Genomic DNA, 24,634 nt, shown 5'->3' with positions numbered 1-24,634 from the left:
AAAAGCGGGGACCTCTTTTATAAAAGAGGGATAGGTTCTGTACCTATTAGCTCCTGCATCTATTAAAGAGCGCAAGACAATCTGCACATAGATGAAAGAGTAGGCGGTATCAAATATGATGCCTAACACATGAATGGTAATCGATATAATGCGAGGATAAGCCCATAAAGTGGGTGCAGGTTCTTATCGGCAAGAAAGACTTAGGAATGACGAGCGTATGGTTGATTGCTCCATTGATAGTTTCAGTAAAAAAAACTAGGCTTAACGTAAGATGTACCTTACGGTGGTGTTATTATCAATAATGAATTGATAGCACTGCATGTCTAATTTGGGTATGCAGGCGGGTTAACTTGCAACTTGGCCCTGATTCGAGAGTATGCGCTTGAGACTCACCCAAGGAGACTGGAGATTGTTCGAGAACACAATGGGGGACCCAATTAGGCCAGCATCCATGGAAGTCACAGCGTTCCCTGTGACTAAGAACATCGTGGATGAGATCGATACACCGGAGCTTGCTGAGGCCTGCAGGGCGCAGGATACTCGCAACTTGGGCTATCGAGCCTTCAAGCGTGCCTTTGATATTGTGTTCAGTCTCATTGTGATCGCAGTAGCCCTGGTTCCATGCATACTCCTCGCAATTGTAATTGCTGTAGACACCAAGGGGTTTCCCATCTACTCCCAAGAACGCATCGGACGCCTGGGCAAGTCGCTACCGTTTTATAAATTTCGCACCATGGTGGCAGACGCTGACGATGTGGAGAAGTATCTCAACCGGGAGCAGCTGGAGGAATGGCGTCTCGAGCATAAGGTGACCAACGACCCCCGTATCACCCGGTTGGGGAGCGTGCTCCGCAAGACTAGCCTGGATGAGATCCCTCAATTCGTGAATGTGCTGCTGGGGCAGATAAGCGTTATTGGACCTCGCGCTATCACCCGAGAAGAGCTCCCCAACTTTGGCAGCGATGTCTACAAGCTGCTTTCGGTGCCTCAGGGGATAACTGGGGCTTGGCAGGTGGGACCTCGCAATGAGGCTACGTTCCAAAATGGCCAACGTCAGCTTGCAGAGCTTGGCTATGCAGAGCATGCCAGTTTAAAGGTTGACGTGGAGATCTTTCTGGCCACCTTTGGCGTCATGTTCAAAAATAAAACTGGACGCTAATCTTTCAGACATAGCTCTTAAGAAAAAATGCCACCTGAGCCTGTAGTTGTTCAGGTGGCATATCCATGAGAGGGAAGTGTTTAGGCGCGGCAGTCAAGGCGTGCTCGGTGCAGCAAAGTCAGGATATGAGCTTTGCAGTTATCCCTGGTTGGAGTTGCGGAGTTTATCGGCAAGCTTGGTGCCCAAAAGACCGTCTGTCACAGAAGGACGATCCACCTTGGTGGGGTTGGGATTCCATTGGCTGGAATTTGGCACCAGCACTTCGAGGACGGCAGGCACTGAGGTGATCTCAAAGGTGCTGCCCTCAAGCGGCTCGCCGTCTACCTGGCAAGGCGGCTGTTTTTCAAAGGTGACCTTGAGCTTCTTGAACTGCTTGAAGGCGATAGCAGAGCTCTTGGCGTGGAGACCCATGCGCGCACCTGTGAAAAGCGCCAAAATGGCTGGTTTGGAAGGAATCTTGGTGTTGTAGCACAGGTCCAGTAGTCCATCTACCGGGGAGGCCTTGGGGCAGATATGGTAACCGCCCCCATAGGTGGGGCCCACTTGACAGGCGAACGCGATCTCTTCACCCGAGAAGGATGAGCCATCCACCGTGGCCTTATATTTGTAGCCGTGAGTGAAGTTCTTGAAGATGCGGTAGCCGCTTTGAGCGAAGAGGCGGGTGCCGTGGGGGCCTCCGGGAACACGGGTTTTCATGGTGTCGAGGGCAATGGCGGCATCCAGGCCAAAAGAGCAGGTCTCACAAAAATAGACGCCGTTCACAAGGCCCAAGTCAAGCTTTACGGGAGTGCCGTTGATAGTCTGACCTAGGCTTGCCATGGGGTCGTTCAATGCCAGATGCATGGTGCGCGCATAGTCGTTGCCAGAACCCATAGGCACCAAGCCTAGGCATGGGCGTTTCTCGGCAGGGATGGCCATCAAGCCGTTGACGATCTCGTGGATGAGGCCATCGCCACCCACAGCGATCACAGTATCGTAGTTTTTGGCAGCCTTGGCTTTGCGCAGGCCGTCGCCAGGCGAGGTGGTTTCATAATAGCTGTAACCAGATACGGCGCTGGAATAGGCATCCAATGTGCGCTTTACAAAGGCGCCACCTTGCGCACCCTTGCCACTTTGGGCGGCGGGATTGCAAATCACCAGCGTGCGCCCCAACTTGCTTGTAGCCATGCGGCTCCTTCTAAAGATATGCTGACGGTGCGAAGATACCCAAAAATCGGCCGAAAAAAGCCCAGGCACTGCGGCCTGGGCCCTTTACGTGTGATGGAGCGGGTGACGGGAGTCGAACCCGCCTCAACAGCTTGGAAGGCTGTGGTTCTACCGATGAACTACACCCGCAAGACCCTGGTCGGGGCGACTGGATTCGAACCAGCGACCCTCTGCTCCCAAAGCAGATGCGCTACCAAGCTGCGCTACGCCCCGAGGTAGGTAGAAAGTATAGCGAAATCTGACGACATATCTACCCTTGTGTGCAAAAGCCACAAGCCAATTTTGAGTGATAGTGCGATTAGTATCATCCCCGGTGTCCATATTGTTACCGCCCACCTTTCAAGCAAAAGCTCTTCGTGCACGCTTTATAGACTGGTGCTCGACGAGCTTAAGCGTCTATGAAAACGCTTTGGCCTAAAGACACACTGTCAGAGTTTTTACCAAGGTGAGCTTGGTTTTTTGAGAGGAGCGCTATGAGTTATACCCAACGAGTGGCAGAGGAGCTCAAGGCTCGCTATGCAGACCAACCGGAGTTTGTGCAGGCTGCTACTGAGGTTCTGGATTCCATAGAACCCGCTCTAGCCGCCCATCCTGAATATGAGGCTGCTGGCTTGCTGGAGCGCTTGGTAGAGCCTGAGCGTATCGTCATGTTCCGCGTGCCTTGGGTGGATGACAAGGGTCAGGTGCAGGTGAACCGCGGCTATCGCGTGGAGTACAACAGTGCTATAGGCCCCTACAAGGGAGGCTTGCGCTTCCATCCCTCGGTAAATCTGGGCATCCTCAAATTCTTGGGCTTCGAGCAGATCTTTAAGAACTCCTTGACCGGCCTGCCTATGGGCGGCGGCAAGGGTGGCAGCGACTTTGACCCCAAGGGCAAGAGCGATCGCGAGGTAATGGCCTTCTGCCAATCTTTCATGACTGAGCTTCAACGCTACATTGGGCCGGATACCGATGTGCCCGCTGGCGATATTGGCGTGGGTGGTCGCGAGATCGGCTATATGTTTGGTCAGTACAAGCGTATCCGCGACGAGTTCACCGGCGTGCTCACCGGCAAGGGTCTCTCCTTTGGCGGCTCCCTTTGCCGCACTCAGGCCACGGGCTACGGCTTAGTCTACTTTGTGGCCACTCTGCTGGAAGATCACAAGGACTCCCTAGAAGGCAAGACCGTGGTGGTTTCTGGTGCCGGTAACGTGGCTATCTACGCCATCGAAAAAGCCCAGCAGCTAGGTGCCAAGGCGGTTACCTGCTCCGATTCCACCGGTTGGATCTATGATCCCGAGGGCATCGACGTAGCCCTGCTCAAAGAGGTCAAGGAGGGCAAGCGCGCTCGCCTTACCGCCTATGCTGAAGCACGTCCTTCTGCTCAATATCATGAGGGTCGCGGCGTCTGGTCTGTGCCCTGCGACGTGGCGTTGCCCTGTGCCACCCAAAACGAGCTCTTCTTGGACGACGCCAAGGCGCTCGTGGAGAACGGCTGCAAGGTGGTAGCCGAGGGCGCCAATATGCCTACTACTCGCGACGCTACCGAGTATCTCATCGATAAGAAGGTGGCCTTCTGCCCCGGCAAAGCTGCCAACGCCGGTGGAGTGGCCGTCTCTGGCCTTGAGATGAGCCAGAACTCCGAGCGCCTCTCTTGGACCTTTGACGAGGTTGACGCTCGCCTAAAGACCATCATGGAAAACATCTACACTGCTGTTTCCAGCGCTGCCTCCTCTGCAGGCTTTGAGGGCAACCTGGTAGTGGGCGCAAACCTTGCCGGCTTTGCCAAGGTGGCCGAGGCTATGTATGCCCAGGGCATCGTCTAATCCTTCGATCTGCCGAGAAACCCCATCCTTCCTTATGGGAGGGATGGGTTTTCTTGAAGGCGTTCAAGCGCTAAGATAGAAACTCTTGACGCGGGCATGGCGGAATTGGCAGACGCGCAAGATTTAGGTTCTTGTGGACTTTTGTCCGTGGAGGTTCGAGCCCTCTTGCCCGCACCAGTCATCTAGCTGGGCAAACGACCTTGTGTCGTTTGCCTTTTTTATTATGCATCTTGGCATCCTGTGTCGGATGGTGTAGGATCTTTTGACTTTCAACATAAACTATCGAATGTTGATTACTTAGCAAGCGTCGGTTGTCGGCTTCCAGCTTGTGGTCGACCTTGGGCTCTTGGGGGTCACCCTCGCCGGGCTTGGGGTCCTGGGGCGCATTGCCCTCACCTTTGCCTGGGTCCTGGGGTTCAGTGCTGCCGGCATTCGGGTCCTGGGGCTTGTTGCCCTCGCCGCCCTTAGGGTCTTGGAGCTGGCCGCTCTCGCCTGGGGTCTGCTGTTGCGCACCGTTCAGAGTCATGGATACCTCCCGACCGTTTGGGGCACGGGCCTATCCTGTGCCCTTCTGAGCCGAGATGATGGGGGAGCTGTAACGTCTTAGCGCTTCTCTGTCATGCCGCTCCATTTAGAGCTGGTGCATATTTCGAAGTAGCCGCCCTGATAGGCTCGGATCTCCACGCGGATGCACTGGTCGCTATCCATGCATCGATGGGCATCTGCCATGTTGCAAGTGAGCAATTCTGGATCATCTGCGATGGCTCTTGCTGCCAGTTGCAGGGCGCGTGTCATGTTGTCATGGATACTCATCGGACTGCTCCTCTCGGTCTTGGTGGCATCCAAGATGGGGGAGCTGTAACGACAAAAGAAAAGGCATCGATTCCGATGCCTTTGGGATCTGGTTAATTTTTACGCAGTGATTTGAGGGGGGGGGCTATGCGGTGACCGACTCTTTTGCCTTCTTCCACTGTTTAAACAGCTCGCCACCGAGCATAGTTTTCGCGGCCTGCTCTTCGCTAATTCCCTTGCTCTTTGCTCGGGCTGCCACCATCTTTAAAGTGCATTCGTCAGTTCCTGGCTCCCCAAATGGGAAGGTGTAGCTATGCACTGTATATTCCTTTTGCATCCCTACTCCCTCCGATTAAAACTGTACTTATAGCCGTATTGTACAGCATTATCCTTGAACCACTTATGCACTATATCGCTCATAGCTTCCTTGTTTTCACTGATAAACTGTTGCTGACCAGGTCCCGCTAAAAACGACATACCTTGTTGCTCCCACCTGTCACACACAGCATTGTATGCAGCTTCTCTCGCATCCAGCTCTGCTTCTCTGGCAGCCAGATAGAACTCTTTGGGCCTCGATGCTGGGGTTCTTGATATGGAATAAGTGCCCTCATTGCATCGGGCGTCATATCCAAGACAATTGGCGTCTGTCAAATGGAAGATGTCGCCGCCCTCCTCTCGGCTACCCACAGAGAATGTTCCTCCGATGACTCCAGGATGCGTGTGGACCGGCCTGAGATCTTCCCACTTATATCCGTCTGGGCAGATGAATGTAACGGTTCCACCATGGCCTCGTTCGATTTTGCCCACAAGGTTTCCCTGGCTATCGAAGACTCCACCCCACTCGTCTGCCAGATCTCCTCTCCAGCGTGCTTCCAAGAACTTCTGCCTTGTCTTGATCTGAGAGGCCCTGTAGATCCTCTGTGGGCCCAGTGCTCTCGGTTGCTTGGCCACGCCGTAGGCACGCTCTCGCTCCAGTTGGCGGGGGAGCTTGTTCTGCTTGCACCACTGACGCACACGCTTCTGGGCCTGGCCGAGACGGGCCCGGTCGCCTGTCATGTCCAGGCCCCGCTCCTCGCCGCAGGCGATGCGGCGTTTGTACTTTCTCACCTGGCGCTCCAGGCGGCGCTGCACCTGGGTGGCCTCGTAGTACTCGTCGGATGTCTTGCCGAAGAGCTTCTCTTCCTCTGAGAAGTCGGTGCGGGGGAGCTTAGAGAGACCGGGCACATAGGGCGTCATGGTATGGCGGCAGTTGGCGCCTGCCAGACACGTCACCGTGCCGTATCCGGTGGAGGTATCCCAAGAAGCAATACATTGTGAAAAGGGTAAAAGTCGGGACGCAAGACGTTATTGAGCAGTGCGATGGAAGGGTTTCTCGGTAGCTACACGATGCGTGCACGCATTGAGCAACTTTGCTTTGACCTGAGCGCGCTTTAGTATCAGAATGTACGTTCGTAAAGTTAGGTGCCTTGTGCTCCCTAGCGCCGCCATAGGGGCGGCTCATAGATTATCAGGAGGAATGTTGGATATCACCGTTACCGCTGGTGAGCCCGCGGATTCTAAGCTGGTTGCCCGTGTCACTATCCCCGCAGACGAGGTTAAGAAGGCCGTGGCTGCCACCTATAAGGAGATTGCCGGTCGCTACAATTTCCCTGGCTTCCGCAAGGGTCGCGCCCCTCGTCCTGTTATCGACTCTGCTGTGGGTAAAGAGGCTGTGATGGCAGATGCCACCAATGAGCTTCTGTCCAAGGCTGAGCCCTTCATCATCAATGAGCTGGGCGTTGTTCCCGTAGGCGAGCTGGACTTTGGAGAGGACCTTCAGCCTGTGGTTGACAAGCAGGAATATGAGGTAGAGGTCACCGTCACACTCATTCCCACCGCTGAGCTGTCTTCCTATGATCCCGTAGACATTCAGATGCCTCCCGCGGAGGCTACGGATGCAGAGGTGGCCTCTCAGCTGAATCTTCTCATGAGCTACCAGGCTCGTTTTGAGGACGGCGACGAGAACACCCAGGTTGCTGATGGCGACTTTGTGAACGTCGATATTGAGGACATCGAGAACGCCTCTGAGCTGGCAGGCGAAGGCCGCATGCTCCCCACTGGTTCCGGCATGCTTCCCCAGGCGCTCGAAGAGGCCTTGGTGGGCATGAAGCCCGGCGACGAGAAAGAGGTGGAGTACGAGGGCGCCGACGGCAGCCAAATCAAGATGAAGGTCAAGGTCAACGACGTCAAAGTCAAGACCGTGCCCGAGCTCACCGATGAGTATGTGAGCGACGTCTTTGGCTTCGACAACATCGATGCCTTGAAGGAGGCCCTCAAGAAGGAGATCCAGCAGGACAAGGACCAGAACCTGCCTGCCCTCAAAGAGGATCGCGCAGTGGCCGCTCTGGAGAAGCGTCTGGAGCTTGAGACCGTTCCTGAGGACTACGTCAAGCAGATCAACGGCGAGATCACTCGTTCCTTCCTCCAGGATCTCCAGGCCTCCGGCCAAACCGTGGACTCCTTCCTCAAGGCCCGTCGTGTCACTATGGATCAGCTGCTGGCTGACCTCCAGGCACAGGCTGTGGAGCACGCTCGTCAGTCCATCGCTCTGGATGCCCTCGCACGCCACCTCAACGTCGAGGCTACTCAGGAGGACGTGCGCGCTGAGTTCGAGAACGTCTACGACGAGAAGCATCTCGACAAGGCGCTTAAAGAGTTTACAGAGTCCGGCCAAATGCCTGCCGTGCGCGAGACGGTCAAGCGCACCAAGGCGCTTCAGTGGCTGCTGGATAACGCCCAGGTCACTGAGGTCGACGAAGTCGCGGAGAAAAACGACTCCGCTGAGTAACCTTTGATGGAAATGGCCGGACATCAAACATCCGGCCATTTTCTTAAGCACGAAAGGAGTGGGCATGCACAATCCCACTAACATCCCTAATATTCCCTACGTCATCGAGCAGACCCCTCGCGGCGAGCGTTCCTACGACATCTATAGCCGCCTGCTCAATGACCGCATCGTCTTTTTGGGCGAGCAGGTAGATTCCAACTCTGCCAACCTGGTCATCGCTCAGCTGCTGCACTTGGAGAGCCAAGATCCCGATAAGGACATCTCCCTTTACATCAACTCACCCGGAGGCGATGTCTATTCTGGCCTGGGCATCATCGACACCATGAACTACATCAAGCCCGATGTCTCTACTATCTGCGTGGGTATGGCAGCCTCCATGGGCGCCATGATTCTGGCCTCAGGCGCCAAGGGCAAGCGTTTGGCGCTGCCTAACTCCATGGTGCTTATCCATCAGCCCTCCAGCGGCGTCCAAGGTCAGCAGACAGACATCAACATCGTGGCCAAAGAGACCACCTACCTGCGCGAGCACCTCAATCAGATGCTTGCAGATGCCACTGGGCAATCCTTCGATCGCATCCAGCAAGACACCGAGCGCGACAACTACATGCGTGCCCAGGAGGCTCTGGAGTACGGCTTGGTAGACAAGGTCATCTCTGCCCGCGCCAACGTCAACGAGGCTTAATGCTATGAGCCGATTCGACGACATTCACTCTGACGATCTACGCTGCTCCTTCTGTGGGAAGACGCGCGATCAGGTGAACAAACTAATCCAGGGACCCGATGACATCTACATCTGCGATGAGTGCGTAGAGACCTGCGCAGACATCATCAATGAGGCAGAGCAGTCAGAAGGCCCTTCTGAGAACAATCCCATCTTTGACGAGCTGCCTACTCCCCATGAGATCTATGAGGAGCTGGGCCAGTATGTCATGGGGCAAGAGGCGGCCAAACGTGCCATGTCAGTGGCGGTCTACAACCACTATCGCCGCGTCCAATGCCAAAACGACAATGACGATAATGACATCCATGAACTGCAGATGCCTCAGGAATCCTCAGAGGATGACATTGACGACGTAGAGCTTGCCAAAAGCAATATTTTGCTTTTAGGCCCCACTGGTACCGGCAAGACGCTTTTGGCTCAAACGCTGGCGCGTTTCTTGCAGGTGCCATTTGCCATCGCAGATGCCACCACGCTTACTGAAGCTGGCTATGTGGGCGAGGATGTGGAAAACATCCTGCTTAAGCTTATCAATGCTGCAGACGGCGATGTGGAGCGTGCCCAAACCGGCATCATCTATGTGGATGAGATTGACAAGATCGCCCGCAAAGCAGAGAACGTCTCTATTACCCGTGACGTCTCAGGCGAAGGCGTGCAACAAGCCCTCTTGAAGATTCTCGAGGGCACCGATGCCGCAGTGCCTCAGCAGGGTGGCCGCAAGCATCCTCAACAGGAGCTTATCCATATAGACACCACCAACATCCTCTTTATTTGTGGCGGCGCCTTTGTGGGGCTCGATAAGATCATCGCCGACCGCATTGGCAAGAAGGGCATTGGCTTTGGCAATGACCTTGGCGCCCGTATCGAGGATTCCGAAGATGAACTAATGAGCCAGGTAGCCCCTCAAGACCTGCACAAGTTTGGCCTCATCCCCGAGTTCATTGGCCGTATCCCTGTGATCACTTCCACCAAGGAGCTCACAGAAGACGACCTCATCGACATCCTCACGCGCCCCAAGAATGCCTTGATCAAGCAGTACAAGCGCATGTTCGAGCTGGAGGGCGTGGAGCTGGAGTTCGAGGAGGACGCGCTGCGAGAGATTGCGGCCAAGACCCTCGAACGTGACACTGGCGCCCGTGGCCTTCGTGCCATTCTGGAGACCACGTTAGAGCAAACCATGTTCGATATTCCTTCAGAGGAAAACGTAATCAAGGTAGTGGTGACCAAAGAGGCAGTGGACGGCCTTGAGCAGCCCCGCAGAATAACGGCAAAAGAAGCCCATCACCTGGCCAGTTAAGCCAGCGAAGTGAGGTACATTTAAGGGACGGTTCTTATCCTAGAGCCGTCCCATTGCTTTTTGTGAGCATGATTCCAAAGAAAGGAACCATCCTATGGAACGTCCTTGCGCGTGGAATTCCTACGACACAGATAGTCTTGCGTGTCTCGAGGCTCTTAACGAGCGCTATCGCAGGTTTATCTCTGAAAACAAGACTGAGCGTGATTGTGTTGCTGCTGCAGTGAAAATGGCCAAGGATGCCGGTTATAAAGATTTGGCTGAGGCGGTAGCAGCAGGCCAGCCAGTAGCGGCCGGAGACAAGTTCTATGTGAACACTCGCGGCAAGGCCCTCACGCTCTTTTGTCTCGGCACAGAGCCTTTAGAGTCTGGCCTCAATATCCTGGGCGCCCATGTGGATTCTCCTCGCTTGGACATCAAGCAAAACCCCGTCTATGAGAAGGCAGATCTGGCCTTTATGGACACCCATTACTATGGTGGCCTCAAGAGCAGCCTTTGGGTGGCAACCCCTCTGGCCATCCATGGCGTGGTGGCCAAAAAAGATGGCTCGGTAGTGAATGTATGCGTGGGAGAGGATCCTCAGGACCCGGTCTTTTGCATCTCCGACATCCTCATCCATCTAGCCCAAGATCAAATGAAAAAGACCCATGCCGAAGCTGTGGATCACGAGAACCTTGACATCATCGTAGGCGGTCGTCCTCTGGTGGAAGAGGGCGACAAAGATGCCGAGAAGGGCGAAGCTGTCAAAAATTTGCTGCTTTCCATTCTTGGGGAGCGCTACGACATCGCAGAAGAGGATCTGCTTTCTGCAGAACTCGAAGTGGTTCCTGCTGGCCCGGCACGCGAAATGGGCTTTGACCGCTCGATGATCCTAGGCTATGGCCAGGATGACCGCGTATGTGCCTATACCTCGCTGGAAGCAATGCTGGCAGTGGAGGCTCCTTCTCGCACCAGTGCCTGCCTGCTGGTAGACAAAGAGGAGATCGGTTCTGTAGGCGCCACCGGCATGCAGGCACTTTATTTTGAGAATGCCCTGGCGGAGCTCATGGAGCTGGCAGGGGAGGGCGGCTCTCTCAAGCTGCACCGTGCCCTGGCTAATTCCCGTATGCTCTCCAGCGACGTCTCTGCGGGCTTCGACCCTGCCTATGCCGATCGCTTTGAGGAGAAGAACTCGGCTTTCTTGGGCCGCGGCCTTTGCTTTAACAAGTTCACCGGCTCACGCGGTAAGACCGGGTCAAACGATGCTGATGCCGAGTACGTTGCTCAAATTCGTGCCATCATGGACAACGCCCAGGTAGCCTTCCAAACCTGTGAGCTGGGCCGTGTAAATGCGGGTGGTGGTGGCACCATCGCCTTCATCCTCGCTCGCTACGGCATGAAGGTCATCGATTCTGGTGTGGCGGTGCTCTCCATGCACTCCCTCTGGGAAGTGGTGAATAAGGCCGATGTCTTCGAGGCGTTCAAGGGCTACAAAGCCTTCTTGAGCTCTCCTGAGGCCTAGAGACTTTACAGTTATAAGAATTTGGCAAGACCTCATCGGCTGCCCTGGCCGATGGGGTCTTTTCTCGGCATGCAAGGGTATAGGAAGAGCTCTCAACATTGGGTCACGCAACGGCGAGAAGGAGGAGGCGCCAGTGCGCGGTGTGTCTTCAAATCAAAAGGGTTCGGCAAAGGTGACTGCTCAGACGCTTCGCTATTATTGGGCGGCCACCAAGAGACATTGGCCATGGTTTCTAGGGGCCGTACTTTCTAGTTTAGGCTTCGTATTCTTCTTGTCCTATATGAACCCCTATCTCATGGGTTTGGTCATCGACCGGGTAAGCGAGGGGAGCACTGCGGCCAATCAGGTCATGAACGTCTTTGGGCCCATTATTGTGGCTCTGGTGGCGGTCAATGCGCTAGGGCAGGTCTGCTCAAAGCTCCAGGACTACTTCACCGCAAAGATCGAGATCCTTACTACTTATGACCTCACCACCCAGGCATTCGACACGCTGTCCTGCCAATCTATGACCTTCTATGCCAATAGATTCGGTGGATCGCTGGTCTCCCAGGTGCAGCGCTTTTGCGGCGCCTACTCCACCTTGATGGATTGCGTGCAGTATGCCGTGATCCCCATTTGCTCCTCGGTGATCTTCACCATCGCCCTTTTGGCTGCTCAAGTGCCTGTCTATGTGGCGGTGCTCTCCATCTTTTTGGTGATCTACGTGGTGGTGGTCTATAAGCTCTACAGCAAAATACTTCCGGCCAACGCCAAGGCTGCGGCGGCGGGCAATAGGCTCTCAGGTCAGCTGGCAGACTCCATCACCAACATTTTGGCGGTCAAAACCACAGGCCGCGAGGATTTTGAGCGTGCTCGGTTTGATAAAGCGAGCCAAGAGGTGCGCTCCGCCGACTCCGAGCGCATGCGGGCCAACATCCGCTGTGGAGCGGCCACCAGCTCCATCATCGTGCTCATCATGAGTGCCTGCACCATCTTTGTGGCTGGCGGGAACGCCTGGTTTGGGGTCACGCCCGGCGTGCTGGTGATGATGTTTAACTACACCTATAGCCTCACCATGCAGTTCAACCGACTCTCCTCGACTTTCTCCACCCTCAACCGATCATTTGGCGATGCCTACGACCTCACGGTTGCCTTAGGAGAGCCGTTGTTGGTTGCCGATAAACCCAACGCCCCTGACTTGCACGTGGACGGTGGTGCCCTGGAGTTCAAGGACGTGTCCTTCCACTATCCTGACGCCCAGGACAACGACAGGGTGTTTGAGGGTTTGAACTTCTCGGTTCCTGCAGGGCAGCGAGTGGGTCTGGTGGGCAGGAGCGGATCGGGTAAAACCACCTTTACCACGTTGCTTTTGCGTTTGGCTGACCTGCAAGCCGGCGAGATCTTGGTGGATGGGCAAAACATCGCCGACGCCACTCAAAAGAGCCTGCGGCGCTCCATCGCCTATGTGCCTCAAGAGCCGCTGCTATTCCATAGGTCTATCAGGGACAATATCGCCTACGGCAGGCCCGAGGCCACAGAGGAAGAGATCATCGAGGCAGCCAAAAAGGCCAACGCGCTGGAGTTTATCCAGCAGCTGCCGCAGGGGTTTGACACCATGGTGGGGGAGCGAGGGGTCAAGCTCTCGGGAGGTCAGCGCCAACGTGTGGCCATTGCTCGCGCCATCCTCACCAACGCTCCTATTCTGGTATTGGACGAGGCCACCAGTGCGCTGGATTCTGAGAGCGAGCGGCTGATTCAGGAGGCGTTGGCCTCGCTTATGGAGGGGCGCACGGCCATCGTGATCGCCCACAGGCTCTCTACGGTAGCGAGCCTGGATCGCATTGTGGTGCTCCAAGACGGCGCTATTGTTGAAGATGGCACCCATAGTCAGCTGGTGACAGCAGGCGGCCCCTATGAGAAACTGTGGGATCGGCAAACCGGTGCATTCCTGGACGAGAAAGGCGAAGACTAGTGGACCAGGTGACCATATACACAGACGGCTCCAGCCGTGGAAACCCTGGCCCAGGCGGCTATGGCGCCGTGCTGCTCTTTGTGGATGCGACAGGCCATGAACATCGCTTGGAGCTGTTCCAGGGATTTCGCTGCACCACCAACAATCGCATGGAGATGATGGCTGCCGCCGCAGCGCTCGAAGCACTCAAGCGCCCTTGCAAGGTAGAGCTTCACAGCGATTCGCAATATCTAGTCAACGCTCATGAAAAGGGTTGGATCAAGGGCTGGCAAAGGAATGGCTGGAAGACTGCTTCCAAGCAGCCTGTGAAAAACACCGATCTCTGGCAGCGGCTCATAGCTGCCGAAGCCCCACACGACGTGCACTATGTATGGGTCAAGGGCCATGCGGGAGAAGAGCTCAACGAGCGCTGCGATGAGCTGGCAGTAGAGGCAGCCCTAGGAGGCCATCTCGAAGAAGACGCGGGGTTTAACTCTTAGCGACGCCAAAACCCTGTGTACCAAGCTGGGCGCAACCCGTATGGTGACGGTGTGCATCGATGCCTACGAGGAGCCCCAGCTCTACCAAGCCTTGTTCGAAAGCACCAAGGGCGCCAACACAATTCGCTATGAGATCACCCCTTGCCCCCAAGGATCGCTCGTGGCCTACGAAGAGACGTTTAGCACTCCCTCCACACTAGGCGCCTTCAACCAGAAGCTCATGCAAAGCCTTCTGTCCCGAAGCTCCAAGAGACGCATGTGCGCTCAGCTGGGTGCGCTCGAAGCTCAGCTCAAATCGTCCCAGCGCCCCTAAGAGAGCTGCATCCCGTGCCTTCTGCCTCATCGCCTAGGTACCGAGAAACCCTGACACAAAAGATTGAAAAGCTCTCCATGGAAGTAAACGAACAGCTGCATCTGTCCTGTTTCGAGATCATCTCTCAAGTGGGAATGGCCAGAAGTTGCTACATAGAGGCCATGGACTTGGCCTCTGCAGGAGATATCGAGCAGGTTCGAACAAAAGCTGCAGAAGGGGACGGGTTCTTCTCGGCAGGCCATACGGTTCATGCCCAACTGATCACCCAGGCAGCTCAAGGCGAGCCGGTGCCAGTAGACATCCTGTTAGTGCATGCAGAGGATCAGCTCATGAGCGCCGAGGAATTCAAGATTTTGACCGAGCGCTTCATCAACATGGCACGACAAGCCTGCGCCAAGCGCTAGGCTTTTTCACTTTCTCCCAACAGCCTTGGATCGAGGCCTGTAAAAGAGGGCTGCCAAGTGATGAGATCGGGGAAGGCGGCCACCTGTCCCGAAGCAGGAGTTCCGGCCTCGATCAGCTCAAGCAGATGCGAGGCCACATAGGTGCCAATGGCCTGCGCGAAGCATCTCGGTGGCTACGCGTTTGGCGCTGGTGCGGCTGTCGGCCAGCACAGAGTCGACGCAAGGGGAGTCGTAGAGCGCAGAGATCGAGACCACCGGCACCCCTGAGCGCTCGAGGATTTTAGAGGGCGACCAGGAAGCATCGCCTTCAAAAAGCACCAGCCCATCCACCTGGCGATCCAAGAGCAACTCTAACTTTTGCTCGAAGACCTCAGGGTCGTTTCGAAAACCAGCCAGCAAGATGATGTAGTTGTCCAGCTCCATCTCGCGCTCGATGGCAGCGATGGCGCTGGTGGCGAAGTGGTTGAGCATGTTGTTGACCAGCAAGCCTACCGAGCGGCTCTTTCGACTCCTCAGGCTTCCGGCCAAAAGATTGCGGTGATAACCCAGCTCGGCTACGGCGGCATCGATGCGCTGGCGGTTGCTCTCTTTGATTTTCGCTCCGTTGAGATAGCGCGACACTGTGCCTGTCGACACGCCTGCCAGGGCGGCAGCCTGCTGAATGGTGGCCATGGGGTCTCTTCTCGGTAGAATCGGTTCAATTCCCCTGTTTTTTAGGCGAGCTTTTGGCCTTGAAGGTCAAGAAACCCGCTGGCAACGCCAATAGTGCCGACAAGACCGTGAATTCAATACATGATTGTTGATCTGGGCTTGAAAATCTGTGGGGAGTAACGATAATCTAGTGGGTGCATGAGCCGGATGCTCATGCATAGTATCTGTCGGCCCCCGAGCATGCAATTCAGACGTCGAGCTATGGGCGCATCCCACCCCGTGAGCTTTGCAATTCGATGACCATGACCATCGGGGCCCCGTGTTCTGAAAGGGGTCCACTCTTGAGTGAGATTCAAAACTCGTCCGTCTTTTCCTTCGATGATGTCTCTGATGAGGAAATGAACAGCCTCATCGACGGCACCATCACCGACTTCGACGAGGGCGACCTGGTCACTGGTACCGTCGTTAAGATCGAGCGCGATGAGGTGCTGCTCGACATCGGATTCAAGTCCGAGGGCGTCATCCCTGTGCGCGAGCTGTCCATCCGCAAGGATGCCAATCCTTCCGATATCGTGGTGATGGGCGAGACCATCGAGGCTTTGGTGCTCCAGAAGGAGGACAAGGACGGCCGTCTCATCCTCTCCAAGAAGCGTGCCGAGTACGAGCGTGCCTGGAACCGTGTTGAGGAAGACTTCAACAATGGCCAGAACGTCGAGGGCGAGGTCATCGAGGTCGTTAAGGGCGGCCTGATCCTGGACATCGGCCTGCGCGGCTTTTTGCCCGCATCCTTGGTCGACCTCCGTCGCGTCAAGGATCTCAATGCCTACCTGGGCACCCGCATCGAGGCCCGCGTCATCGAGATGGATCGCAACCGCAACAACGTGGTGCTCTCCCGCCGCGTAGTGCTCGAGGAGGCCCGCAAGGCCGAGCGCTCTGAGATCCTCTCCAAGCTGCAGCCTGGCATGCGCCTCAAGGGCACCGTCTCGTCCATCGTGGACTTTGGCGCCTTCGTGGACCTGGGCGGCATCGACGGCCTCATCCACATCTCCGAGCTCTCTTGGAACCATGTCAATCATCCCTCTGAGGTGGTCAAGGTTGGTCAGGAGGTCGAGGTGCTGGTGCTCGATGTCGATCTCAACCGCGAGCGCATCTCCCTGGGCCTCAAGCAGACCACCGAGGATCCTTGGCGCACCCTGGTCAAGAAGTACCCTGTGGGCGCTATCGTCGAGGGTCGCGTAACCAAGCTGGTTCCCTTTGGCGCGTTCGTGGATCTGGGCGACGGCATCGAGGGCCTGGTGCACATCTCCGAGATGGCGCGCCAACACGTCGACGCTCCCGCACAGGTCACTTCTGTGGGCAATGAGGTGCAGGTCAAGGTTATGGAGATCGATCTGGACCGCCGTCGCATCTCCCTCTCCATGAAGGCTGCTGCAGAGACGCTGGGCTTCGACGTAGAGGTCACTCCTCTCGACACTCCTGAGGCCAAAGAGGCTGAGGTTGTAGAGGTCGAGGATGGTCCTGAAACCTCTGAGGACGCCGAGTAGCTCTTGTCGACATCTGCATAGCTAAGCGAGCTTTGAAAGGCTCCAGAGATCCGTATCTCTGGAGCCTTTTGCTGTAATGAATGCGAATTCATTTGCATCTATCAATGGGAATGACCGTAAATTTCAGCAATGCAACGCAGGTAGAAGGCAAAATAGCATTTCTTAGGACAGAGATTTCTCAGGTACTTATAAGCTGTTAATCCTCTGTAACGCAGTGGAGTGAAAGGCCCCATATTCAGGTGGCTTCAAGCATAGTTTTTGCATCACCCGAAGGGGAGAGACAAGGAGAAACTCATGGCATTCACCAACCTTTCCCGTCGTTCCTTTGTAAAGGGCGCCGGGCTGCTATCCTGCGGTGCTTCTGCGGTTTTGTCTGGTTGCGGGGGAGCACCTGCTGCAGAGGCAGACGAGGCCAAAAAGGTCCTTCGTTGGGCTCAGTCCAACGCCAAGCAGGGCTTGGACATGCAAAAGAACACCAACTCCGGCATGAGCGCGGTGTCCGACCCTGTGGTCGAAGCCCCTCTGCGCTTCACCGAGGACAACGAGCTGGTGCCTTGCCTGCTTACCGAGATTCCTACCGTCGAAGATGACGGGGTGACCTATCACTGCACCCTTAAAGAGGGCATCAAGTGCCACGATGGCTCCACCCTCACTGCCAATGACGTGAAACATTCCTTCACCCGTATGTTCCTGCCTCAGACTGCCGGCCTTTCCACTTATATGTATGACATGATAGTGGGTGCTCAGGAGGTCATGGACGGCACCACTACCGATCTCGCCGGTGTGACGGTTGAGGATGACACCCACTTCACCATCACCCTGCAATATCCCATGGCTACCTTCGTGAAGAACCTTGGCATCAACTATGCCAATGTCTTCCCTCAGAAGGCCTGCGAGGAGGCGGGCGAGAAGTGGGGCTATGAGCTCAACTATGTAGGTTCCGGCCCCTTCAAGCTGGTTGAGAACGACGATTCCACCCACATGGTCTTCGAGCGTTTCCCTGAGTATCACCTGGCCGACGAGATCCATCTGGACGGAATCGACGTCACCTTCGAGGATGACAACAACACCAAGCTCATGAAGTTCAAGAACGGTGACATCGACATGTGCGATCTCACCATCGACCTTCTGCCTACTTATCAGCAGGACCCCGATGTGAAGGATTGCATCAATTATTCCACCGGATTAGGCACTTGGTTTGTAAACCTCAACCTCAATACCCCTGCTCTCCAGGATGTGCGCGTGCGTCAGGCCATGAGCTTGGCCATCGACCGTCAGGCCATCATCGACAACATGCTCTCCGGTGCCGGCGTACCTGCCTCTGGCTTCCTTAACCAGGGCGTGCCCGGCTTTGATTCCTCTGCCGAGGCGTTCCCCTATGACCCCGATAAGGCCAAGGCATTGCTGGCTGAGGCCGGTGCCTCCAATGTCAAGCTCTCCTGCGTCGTGCGCACCGGCCAGTACGAGTCCATCATGGTGGCTGTCCAGAACTATCTCAAAGAGGTAGGCATCGACATGGACGTTCAGACGGTGGACAACGGCGTGTGGGCCAGCGACTGGGTGGCCGGCGAGTATGAGGTCACCGCTCTGGCGTGGTATCCCCTCTATGCCGATGCCGACAACCAGATGTACACCTACTTCCACAGCTCCAATGCTTCTGGCAAGGGCAGCTTCTACAACAATCCAGAGTTTGACGCACTCATGGATGAGGCTCGTCGCTCTGCTGACGAGGAGCACCGCGCAGAGCTCTATCGCGAGGCTGACAACATCATGTCTCGTACCGATTACGCTTGCTTGCCGCTGTTCTACCCGCAGCTCATGTTTGTGACCAAACCCAATGTAAAGAATGCTAAGCTTGGTAATCTGATCTATCACTTCCGTGATATCGATATGGATGCTGAGCAGTAAGGCCAAAATGATAAGGGCTGAGGTCTGAGCTCCAACGTTGCAGGCCGGGTGCCGATCCCACAGGTTTCGGCGCCCGGCTTGTTTTCCATGGGGGAAGGAGAACCATGCGGGATTACTTGGTCAAGCGCCTGCTGCAGGCCATTGGCATTATCCTGTGCATCTCCGCCATTACCTTCTTTATGCTCAACATTGTGCCTGGCGACCCAGTGCGCATCATGATGGGCGATATGGCGGACGAGGCTACCATCGAGACTGTACGTCATAATATGGGTCTTGATCGTCCCGTAGTGGAGCAGTACTTCTCCTGGCTTGGAGGAATGCTCACCGGAGATTTTGGAAGCTCCTATACCCAGCGCAAACCTGTGGGCATGCTTATGGGCCAGGCTTTCCAAGTGACGGCAGCCCTGGCACTTGCTGCCTATGTGTTCGCCCTTGTGTTGGGCCTCATTATAGGCGTGGTGTCTGCTGCCAAACGCGGTACCTGGGTGGATAAAACCCTCATGAGCCTTTCCATCTTTGGCATCTCGGCGCCGGTGTTTTGGGTGGCCATCATTTTGCAGATCATCTTTGCCCTGCATCTACACCTGTTCCCGCTCTCAGGCATCAAAACGCCTGTCTACTTTGTGCTACCCACAGTGGCATTGGGAGTGCGCTATGCGGCATCCATCGCTCGCGTGACCCGCACCTCCATGCTGGAGGTGCTCTCCCAAGACTTCATGAGGACGGCGGAGGCCAAAGGTCTGGCCTACTGGGTCATCGTGATCCGCCATGCCATGCGCAACGCATTGATTCCCATCATTACCATTGCCGGCACCCAGCTCGGCGATATCTTCACTGGCTCTATACTCATCGAGTCTATCTTCTCGATGCCGGGCATGGGCAAGATGATGCTGGATGCCATCAATGCTCGCGACCTTCCTCTCATTCAGGGCGGCGTGATGTACATCGCCCTTATCTGCGTGGTGGTCTATTTCGTAGTAGACGTGCTCTATGCCGTGGTCGATCCCCGCATTCGTCTGGGAGAGGAGGGAGCAAACTGATGAGCGTCAATGATCCAAAGAAGTTCGAAGAGGCCATAGATAAAGAAGTGCTAGAGGATAACGGTGTCGCCGTGCCCCCCAGCTCGTTCGATGGCTATAACTCTGAGACCAATCCCATCAATAGCGAAAGCTATCCTGAGATGCTTGATGACGCTAACCCCGATATCGATCGGGTGCCTGAGACCAAGCGTCAAAAAGCCGAGAAGCTTTCCGCAGAAATCTCGCGCCAAAACCTAGACGCCTCTCTCAAGGCAGAGGCCCACGGCAAAAAGAAGAAAGTCGCTCAAAACTACTGGGCCGTCTCCTGGAATATCTTCCGTAAGGACAAGCTGGGCATGGTATGCCTCGTGGTGGTATGCCTGCTGGTGCTCATTGCCCTCTGCGCCCCGCTTCTGGCACCCTATGATCCAGACACCCAAAACCTCCAAGCCATGTTGCAGCCGCCCTCGGCGGAGCACTGGTTTGGCACCGACAATTACGGGCGCGATCTGTTCTCCCGTGTGATCTACGGATGCCGCGTATCTCTTTCTGTAGGCGTGGTCTCTCAGCTTCTGGCATTGGCCATCGGCTTCTTCGCCGGTGTGGCTGCAGGTTACTTTGGTGGCAAAGTCGACTCGGTGATCTCCTTTATCATCCAAGTCTTTTCCAGCTTCCCCTTCCTGCTCTTCGCCATTATTGTCATGTTCGTTATGGGCCCGGGCCTTGCCAACCTCTATGTAGCACTGGGGCTTTTGGGCTGGACTTCTATGGCACGATTGGTGCGTGGAGACGTTAAGCGCCTCAAGGGGTCAGAGTATATCCAGGCGTGCATCATCTCTGGAGGAAAGCCTCTGCGTATTATCATGCGCCATCTGCTGCCCAACTGCGTTTCAACCATCATCGTTATGGCTACCTTGGGCATTCCCGGTGCCATTATGAGCGAGGCATCCCTTTCCTTCCTGGGTTTGGGCGTGCAGCCTCCCATGTCCAGCTGGGGTCAGATGATTAGCGCTTCTCAGCCTTATATTCAAAGTTCTACCTATTTCTCTGTGATTCCTGGTATTGCCATCATCATCACGGTAATGGCTTTCAATCTGTTGGGCGACGCCATGCGTGACGCCCTTGACCCCAAGCTGCGTTCCTAAGGAGGGAGGATCTGTGGCAGAAAGCACTTTGCGAGGCGCGCAGGGCGAGAACCTCTTAGAGGTGAATGACCTCTGCGTCACTCTTTTCACCGATGCAGGCGAGCTTCCCTGCATCCAGAACCTCTCCTTTGTGATGCGCCGTGGAGAGACGTTAGCCGTGGTGGGGGAGTCTGGTTGCGGCAAATCCATGACCGCCCTCTCCATCATGAATCTCATTCCCAAGCCTCCTGCAAAGATCGTGGGCGGCGCCATACGCTTTGAGGGCACTGACTTGGTGCAGCTCAGCGAAGAGCAGATGCGCAGCTATCGCGGCAACGCCATCTCCATGATCTTCCAAGAGCCTATGACCTCGCTTAACCCCGTGATGCTCTGTGGCAAGCAGATCGCCGAGGGACTCCTGGTGCACAACAAGGAGATGTCCAAGCAAGAGGCTGATGAGCGCGCTCTTGAGATGATCAAATTCGTGGGCATTCCTGCTCCCGAGAAGGTCGCCCACAGCTATCCCTTTGAGCTCTCTGGCGGCATGCGCCAGCGCATCATGATCGCTATGGCTCTCGCTTGCAGCCCTGCCATGCTCATCTGCGACGAGCCCACCACCGCTTTGGACGTCACCATTCAGGCCCAGGTGCTCCAGCTCATCGACAAGATGCGCGAGGAGACAAACACTGCCGTCATGCTCATCACCCATGACATGGGTGTAGTCTCCGAGATGGCTGATTGGGTTTTGGTCATGTATGCAGGCCGCCAAGTGGAATACACCCGTTCCCCAGTGCTCTTCAAGCATCCGGCGCATCCCTATACCCAAGGCCTCATCGACTCCATTCCCTCTATGGAGTCCTCTAGTGGCGAGCTCTATGCCATACCTGGCAATGTGCCTATGCTCTCAGACCTTCCTTCGGGATGTCTCTTCCATCCTCGCTGCCCTCATGCCAAAGGCATCTGCACCAAACAGTGCCCCCGCTTCACTCCGGTTGAGGGCGACGAGAACCACCAGGTAGCTTGTTGGATGTATACCGATGCCTGGAAGGAGGCGTAAAAAGCCATGGCTTCCTTTGACGAGAAAGACATAGTTCTAAAAGTGCGCGGCTTGACCAAGCACTATCCCATCAAGAAGGGCGTCTTTGGCACTTCTGAGTCTGTAGTCCACGCATTGGAAAACGTTTCCTTCGACGTTCATCGTGGCGAGACCTTCGCCATTGTGGGCGAATCCGGCTGCGGCAAATCCACTTGCGGCAAGTGCGTCTTGCGTCTCACCGAGCCCACCTCTGGCTCTGTGATGCTGGATGGCCAGGAGTTCACCCAGCTTAAAGGCAATGAGCTCACAGAAGCTCGCAAAAAGCTCAAGCTCATCTTCCAGGACCCCTATAGCTCTTTGAATCCTCGCATGACGGTGGCAGACATCATTGCCGAGCCCATCGACATCGCCAAGACCTACAAGACCAAAGAGGAGCGGAACCGCCGCGTGGACGAGATCATGGAGGCGGTGGGCCTCGACCTTTCCTATCGCTCCCGCTATCCCCACGAGTTTTCTGGCGGCCAGCGCCAGCGCATCGGCATTGCCCGTGCCATTGTCCTAGAGCCCGAGATCGTCATCTGCGACGAGCCTGTCTCAGCCTTGGACGTCTCCGTCCAAGCCAAAGTTATCAACTTGCTTGAGGAGCTCCAAGACCGCCTGGGCTTGGCTTACATCTTCATCTCCCATGATCTCTCGGTGGTAAAGCACATCTCCGACAACGTCATGGTCATGTATCTGGGCCATATGATGGAAAAGGCCTCCAAAGACCAGCTTTTTGCAAAACCGCTCCATCCCTATACCCAGGCGCTCCTCGACGTGGTTCCCAAAATCGGACCTGGTCGCATCCAAGATAAGCGCATCCTTCAGGGTGACGTGCCAAGCCCTGCCAATCCTCCTAAGGGCTGCTGCTTCCATACCCGCTGTCCTCAGTGCATGAAGGTATGCCTCACCCAAGAGCCCCAAGAGCTCGAGGCCGAGCCCGGCCATATTGTCGCCTGCCACCTCTTCGACAAGGGCCTTGCCCCCGACCAAAAGGAACCCGTGGCCATCAACTCTGCAGAGGCCGCCCAGCTCTAAGACATTGTCCTCAAGCTTCTTCAGAAGCACCCATGAGGCTTGCCGAGAAACCCATCCATAAAAACAGGGGCCTTTTCCCTCAAAGGAAAGGCCCCTGTAGCTGTATCTGGGTAGTGGAGCTGGACTTCTAGGCCAGCTGATTGGTGAACTTGAAGTCGTAGACGCGGTAGATGCCAGAGAAGTCCTCATCTTTAAGATAAGGGGTCTGAGGCCAGTCCACAGGAATGGTGCCAAAGTCGACGTTTACCAACTGGTTGTCTGCCTGCAGCGTAAGATCGGTGCGCTTGGCGGCGTCCATGGTGGCCTCAGCCTCATCCACCAGCGAATCAAAGGTGGGAGAATCGTAGAACGAGCTTCGCTGGGAAGCCTTGGATGAGTAGAAGAACGAGCGCATGTGCTCGGCGCCAATCCAGCAGAGGGTAGTCCAAGTGATGAGGGTGCAGGGGAGGGCGCCGGCAGCGCGCTGGTCAACCCACATGCCGTCATCCATGATGGATATGTTGGCGGTGACGCCAATGTTTCGCCAATACTCCTGCAGGGCAGTGGCCACCACTTCGTCGCGAGAGCGTACAGGAAAGTCAAAGGCCAGGTTTGACACGCCGGCATCAGCTAGCAACGCTTTGGCCTTATCGGGATCGAAGGCAAGGGTCTCAAGCGAGTCGTCATGGCCCTCCTCGCCAGGCGCGCAAAACTGCGAGCAGGCAGTGGAGGCGCCTTGGAGCACGGTGTTTACCAATTCGTCGCGATTGATGGCCAAGGAGAGGGCCTGTCGAACGCGAGGATCCTTAAACATGTCCTCATGAAGGTTGAGGTTCACAAAGCGAGTGCTGGCAGGGGTGTAGGCCACGATGGAGCCAGCCACTTCCTCGTCGTCTACATACTGGTCGTAGAGGGAAGGGGCGAGGTTGCACAGATCGATCTGTCCGGCTTTGTAGTTCATTACCAAAGTGTTGGGATCGTCTACATAGCTCACTTCGATACCGTCGATCTTGGCAGGGCCGCCGTGGTAGTCGGCGAAGGTCTCCAAGGTGAGGCCTGTAGGACTCTCGGCAGTGAGCTTGAAGGGGCCGGTGCCCACAAAATTGGTGCCGGTCCCCCAGGAGTCGCCGGCGGCTTTGCAGGCGGCCTCGGGGTAGATGAGGGCGTAAAACTCGGTGAGCATGGGCAGGAAGATCGCCTGGACGCTCTCCAGCACTATGGTGAAGTGGGTGTCGTCTTGGACGGTAAGGCCCGCAAGCTCCTCCGTCTTGCCATCCATGACGTCTTTGGCGCCCACGATGGTGTCATAGACGTTGGTGGAGGGGTTTTTGGTAGAAGGCAAGAACATGCGGGTGAAGGTGAACTTCACGTCATTGGCGGTGAGGTTGGAGCCATCATGGACCGGAAGCTTGTCTTTGAGCTCAAAGGTATAGGTGAGGCCATCCGCAGAGATTTCCGGCATCTTGGTGAGCAACACCGGCTCCATCTCGAGCTTCTCGTTGAAGCGAATGAGGGGCTCGCAGATGGACTCTGCCACGCCAATCTCATTGGAAGTGTTGGTTTGCAAGTCCAGCGACACCTTGGGATTGGCGCAGCCATAGCGAAGCACCTTGCCTTCGCCTGCGGGGCCGGAGCATCCAGCCATATAAAGACTGGCTGCCGCAGCCAACGAGAGACCGGCGCCGCCCTTGATGAAGCCTCGACGAGTAGTAGTAAGAGACATAAGGCTCCTTTCAAAGCCACAGTGGTCCATTGATCTGAGGCACGATCCGATCTGCCGCTCTTTCGTGCCGTTAACAGTCAACAGGGATCCCTATAAACCTACCTCATTGAAGGATTTTTATTCT

23 protein-coding genes and 3 tRNA genes are annotated in these 24,634 nt (G+C 55.7%); 17 read left to right on the top strand and 9 right to left on the bottom strand.

Annotated elements, in window-relative coordinates; genetic code table 11:
• Positions 1-451 precede the first annotated feature (451 nt).
• Complete coding sequence (locus tag OR601_RS04580; protein ID WP_265591172.1) at positions 452-1,159, top strand: sugar transferase; 708 nt, start codon at positions 452-454, stop codon at positions 1,157-1,159.
• 138 nt (positions 1,160-1,297) lie between these two features.
• On the opposite strand, the gene OR601_RS04575 is transcribed toward OR601_RS04580, so the two are convergent.
• The 3 genes from OR601_RS04575 to OR601_RS04565 form a co-directional block, all read right to left on the bottom strand.
• Entirely contained in the window at positions 1,298-2,326 is a 1,029-nt protein-coding gene (locus OR601_RS04575) for a diacylglycerol/lipid kinase family protein (protein ID WP_265591171.1), read from the bottom strand.
• A 94-nt stretch (positions 2,327-2,420) separates the two neighbouring features.
• Positions 2,421-2,494, bottom strand: a tRNA-Gly gene (locus OR601_RS04570).
• 7 nt (positions 2,495-2,501) lie between these two features.
• Positions 2,502-2,578 (bottom strand) — tRNA-Pro (locus OR601_RS04565).
• Positions 2,579-2,838: 260 nt separating this feature from the next.
• Between OR601_RS04565 and gdhA the strand changes: the two genes are divergently transcribed.
• Both gdhA and OR601_RS04555 read left to right on the top strand, forming a co-directional pair.
• Positions 2,839-4,170, top strand: a complete 1,332-nt coding sequence (gene gdhA, locus OR601_RS04560; RefSeq protein ID WP_265591170.1) for an NADP-specific glutamate dehydrogenase — start codon at positions 2,839-2,841, stop codon at positions 4,168-4,170.
• 90 nt (positions 4,171-4,260) lie between these two features.
• Positions 4,261-4,347 (top strand) — tRNA-Leu (locus tag OR601_RS04555).
• Position 4,348: 1 nt separating this feature from the next.
• Here OR601_RS04555 and OR601_RS04550 read toward each other — a convergent pair.
• From OR601_RS04550 to OR601_RS04535, 4 genes are all read right to left on the bottom strand, one after another.
• The gene (locus OR601_RS04550; RefSeq protein WP_265591169.1) at positions 4,349-4,696 is read right to left on the bottom strand and encodes a hypothetical protein; all 348 of its coding nucleotides are present in this window, start codon (positions 4,694-4,696) and stop codon (positions 4,349-4,351) included.
• Positions 4,697-4,773: 77 nt separating this feature from the next.
• Complete coding sequence (locus OR601_RS04545; protein ID WP_265591168.1) at positions 4,774-4,983, bottom strand: hypothetical protein; 210 nt, start codon at positions 4,981-4,983, stop codon at positions 4,774-4,776.
• A 124-nt stretch (positions 4,984-5,107) separates the two neighbouring features.
• A complete protein-coding gene (locus OR601_RS04540; RefSeq protein ID WP_265591167.1) occupies positions 5,108-5,299 on the bottom strand; it encodes a hypothetical protein in 192 nt (63 codons plus the stop codon).
• Positions 5,300-5,301: 2 nt separating this feature from the next.
• Entirely contained in the window at positions 5,302-6,270 is a 969-nt protein-coding gene (locus OR601_RS04535) for a phage minor capsid protein (protein ID WP_265592375.1), read from the bottom strand.
• A 211-nt stretch (positions 6,271-6,481) separates the two neighbouring features.
• Between OR601_RS04535 and tig the strand changes: the two genes are divergently transcribed.
• The 8 genes from tig to OR601_RS04495 all read left to right on the top strand — a co-directional run bounded on the left by tig (position 6,482) and on the right by OR601_RS04495 (position 14,449).
• Positions 6,482-7,789 (top strand): trigger factor, encoded by a 1,308-nt coding sequence (tig, locus tag OR601_RS04530; protein ID WP_265591166.1) that lies wholly within the window; start codon positions 6,482-6,484, stop codon positions 7,787-7,789.
• Positions 7,790-7,853: 64 nt separating this feature from the next.
• Positions 7,854-8,471 (top strand): ATP-dependent Clp protease proteolytic subunit, encoded by a 618-nt coding sequence (locus OR601_RS04525; RefSeq protein ID WP_136012690.1) that lies wholly within the window; start codon positions 7,854-7,856, stop codon positions 8,469-8,471.
• 4 nt (positions 8,472-8,475) lie between these two features.
• Positions 8,476-9,804, top strand: a complete 1,329-nt coding sequence (clpX, locus tag OR601_RS04520) for an ATP-dependent Clp protease ATP-binding subunit ClpX (RefSeq protein WP_265591165.1) — start codon at positions 8,476-8,478, stop codon at positions 9,802-9,804.
• Positions 9,805-9,898: 94 nt separating this feature from the next.
• Positions 9,899-11,302: an aminopeptidase gene (locus OR601_RS04515; protein ID WP_265591164.1), complete on the top strand. Its 1,404-nt coding sequence runs from the start codon at positions 9,899-9,901 to the stop codon at positions 11,300-11,302.
• Between the two features lie 133 nt (positions 11,303-11,435).
• On the top strand, positions 11,436-13,253 hold the full coding sequence (locus OR601_RS04510) for an ABC transporter ATP-binding protein (RefSeq protein ID WP_265591163.1): 1,818 nt from the start codon (positions 11,436-11,438) through the stop codon (positions 13,251-13,253).
• A complete protein-coding gene (rnhA, locus tag OR601_RS04505; RefSeq protein WP_265591162.1) occupies positions 13,253-13,732 on the top strand; it encodes a ribonuclease HI in 480 nt (159 codons plus the stop codon). Before OR601_RS04510 ends, rnhA begins: the two co-directional genes overlap by 1 nt.
• A complete protein-coding gene (locus OR601_RS04500) occupies positions 13,701-14,045 on the top strand; it encodes a DUF3284 domain-containing protein (RefSeq protein WP_323373091.1) in 345 nt (114 codons plus the stop codon). Before rnhA ends, OR601_RS04500 begins: the two co-directional genes overlap by 32 nt.
• 77 nt (positions 14,046-14,122) lie before the next feature.
• Positions 14,123-14,449 (top strand): PTS sugar transporter subunit IIA, encoded by a 327-nt coding sequence (locus OR601_RS04495; protein ID WP_136012695.1) that lies wholly within the window; start codon positions 14,123-14,125, stop codon positions 14,447-14,449.
• 117 nt (positions 14,450-14,566) lie between these two features.
• Here OR601_RS04495 and OR601_RS04490 read toward each other — a convergent pair whose 3' ends face one another.
• Positions 14,567-15,121 (bottom strand): LacI family DNA-binding transcriptional regulator, encoded by a 555-nt coding sequence (locus OR601_RS04490; protein ID WP_136012696.1) that lies wholly within the window; start codon positions 15,119-15,121, stop codon positions 14,567-14,569.
• Positions 15,122-15,441: 320 nt separating this feature from the next.
• On the opposite strand from OR601_RS04490, the gene rpsA reads away from it, so the two are divergent.
• From rpsA to OR601_RS04460, 6 genes are all read left to right on the top strand, one after another.
• Positions 15,442-16,644, top strand: a complete 1,203-nt coding sequence (gene rpsA / locus OR601_RS04485) for a 30S ribosomal protein S1 (RefSeq protein ID WP_136012697.1) — start codon at positions 15,442-15,444, stop codon at positions 16,642-16,644.
• 294 nt (positions 16,645-16,938) lie between these two features.
• Positions 16,939-18,552, top strand: a complete 1,614-nt coding sequence (locus OR601_RS04480; protein WP_265591161.1) for an ABC transporter substrate-binding protein — start codon at positions 16,939-16,941, stop codon at positions 18,550-18,552.
• Between the two features lie 104 nt (positions 18,553-18,656).
• Positions 18,657-19,592, top strand: coding sequence for an ABC transporter permease (locus tag OR601_RS04475; RefSeq protein WP_136012699.1), 936 nt, complete (start codon positions 18,657-18,659; stop codon positions 19,590-19,592).
• Positions 19,592-20,716 (top strand): ABC transporter permease, encoded by a 1,125-nt coding sequence (locus OR601_RS04470; RefSeq protein ID WP_265591160.1) that lies wholly within the window; start codon positions 19,592-19,594, stop codon positions 20,714-20,716. The genes OR601_RS04475 and OR601_RS04470 overlap by 1 nt, the downstream gene beginning before the upstream one ends.
• A gap of 13 nt (positions 20,717-20,729) precedes the next feature.
• On the top strand, positions 20,730-21,752 hold the full coding sequence (locus tag OR601_RS04465; RefSeq protein ID WP_265591159.1) for an ABC transporter ATP-binding protein: 1,023 nt from the start codon (positions 20,730-20,732) through the stop codon (positions 21,750-21,752).
• A 6-nt stretch (positions 21,753-21,758) separates the two neighbouring features.
• A complete protein-coding gene (locus OR601_RS04460; RefSeq protein WP_265591158.1) occupies positions 21,759-22,808 on the top strand; it encodes an ABC transporter ATP-binding protein in 1,050 nt (349 codons plus the stop codon).
• A gap of 127 nt (positions 22,809-22,935) precedes the next feature.
• On the opposite strand, the gene OR601_RS04455 is transcribed toward OR601_RS04460, so the two are convergent.
• Positions 22,936-24,510, bottom strand: a complete 1,575-nt coding sequence (locus tag OR601_RS04455) for an ABC transporter substrate-binding protein (protein ID WP_265591156.1) — start codon at positions 24,508-24,510, stop codon at positions 22,936-22,938.
• Positions 24,511-24,634: the final 124 nt, after the last annotated feature.

It is taken from the genome of Leptogranulimonas caecicola (genome assembly GCF_023168405.1).
GTDB lineage: Bacteria > Actinomycetota > Coriobacteriia > Coriobacteriales > Atopobiaceae > Leptogranulimonas > Leptogranulimonas caecicola.
Note: the sequence above shows the minus strand (reverse complement) of the source record. Positions and strands in the feature narration are given on the sequence as shown.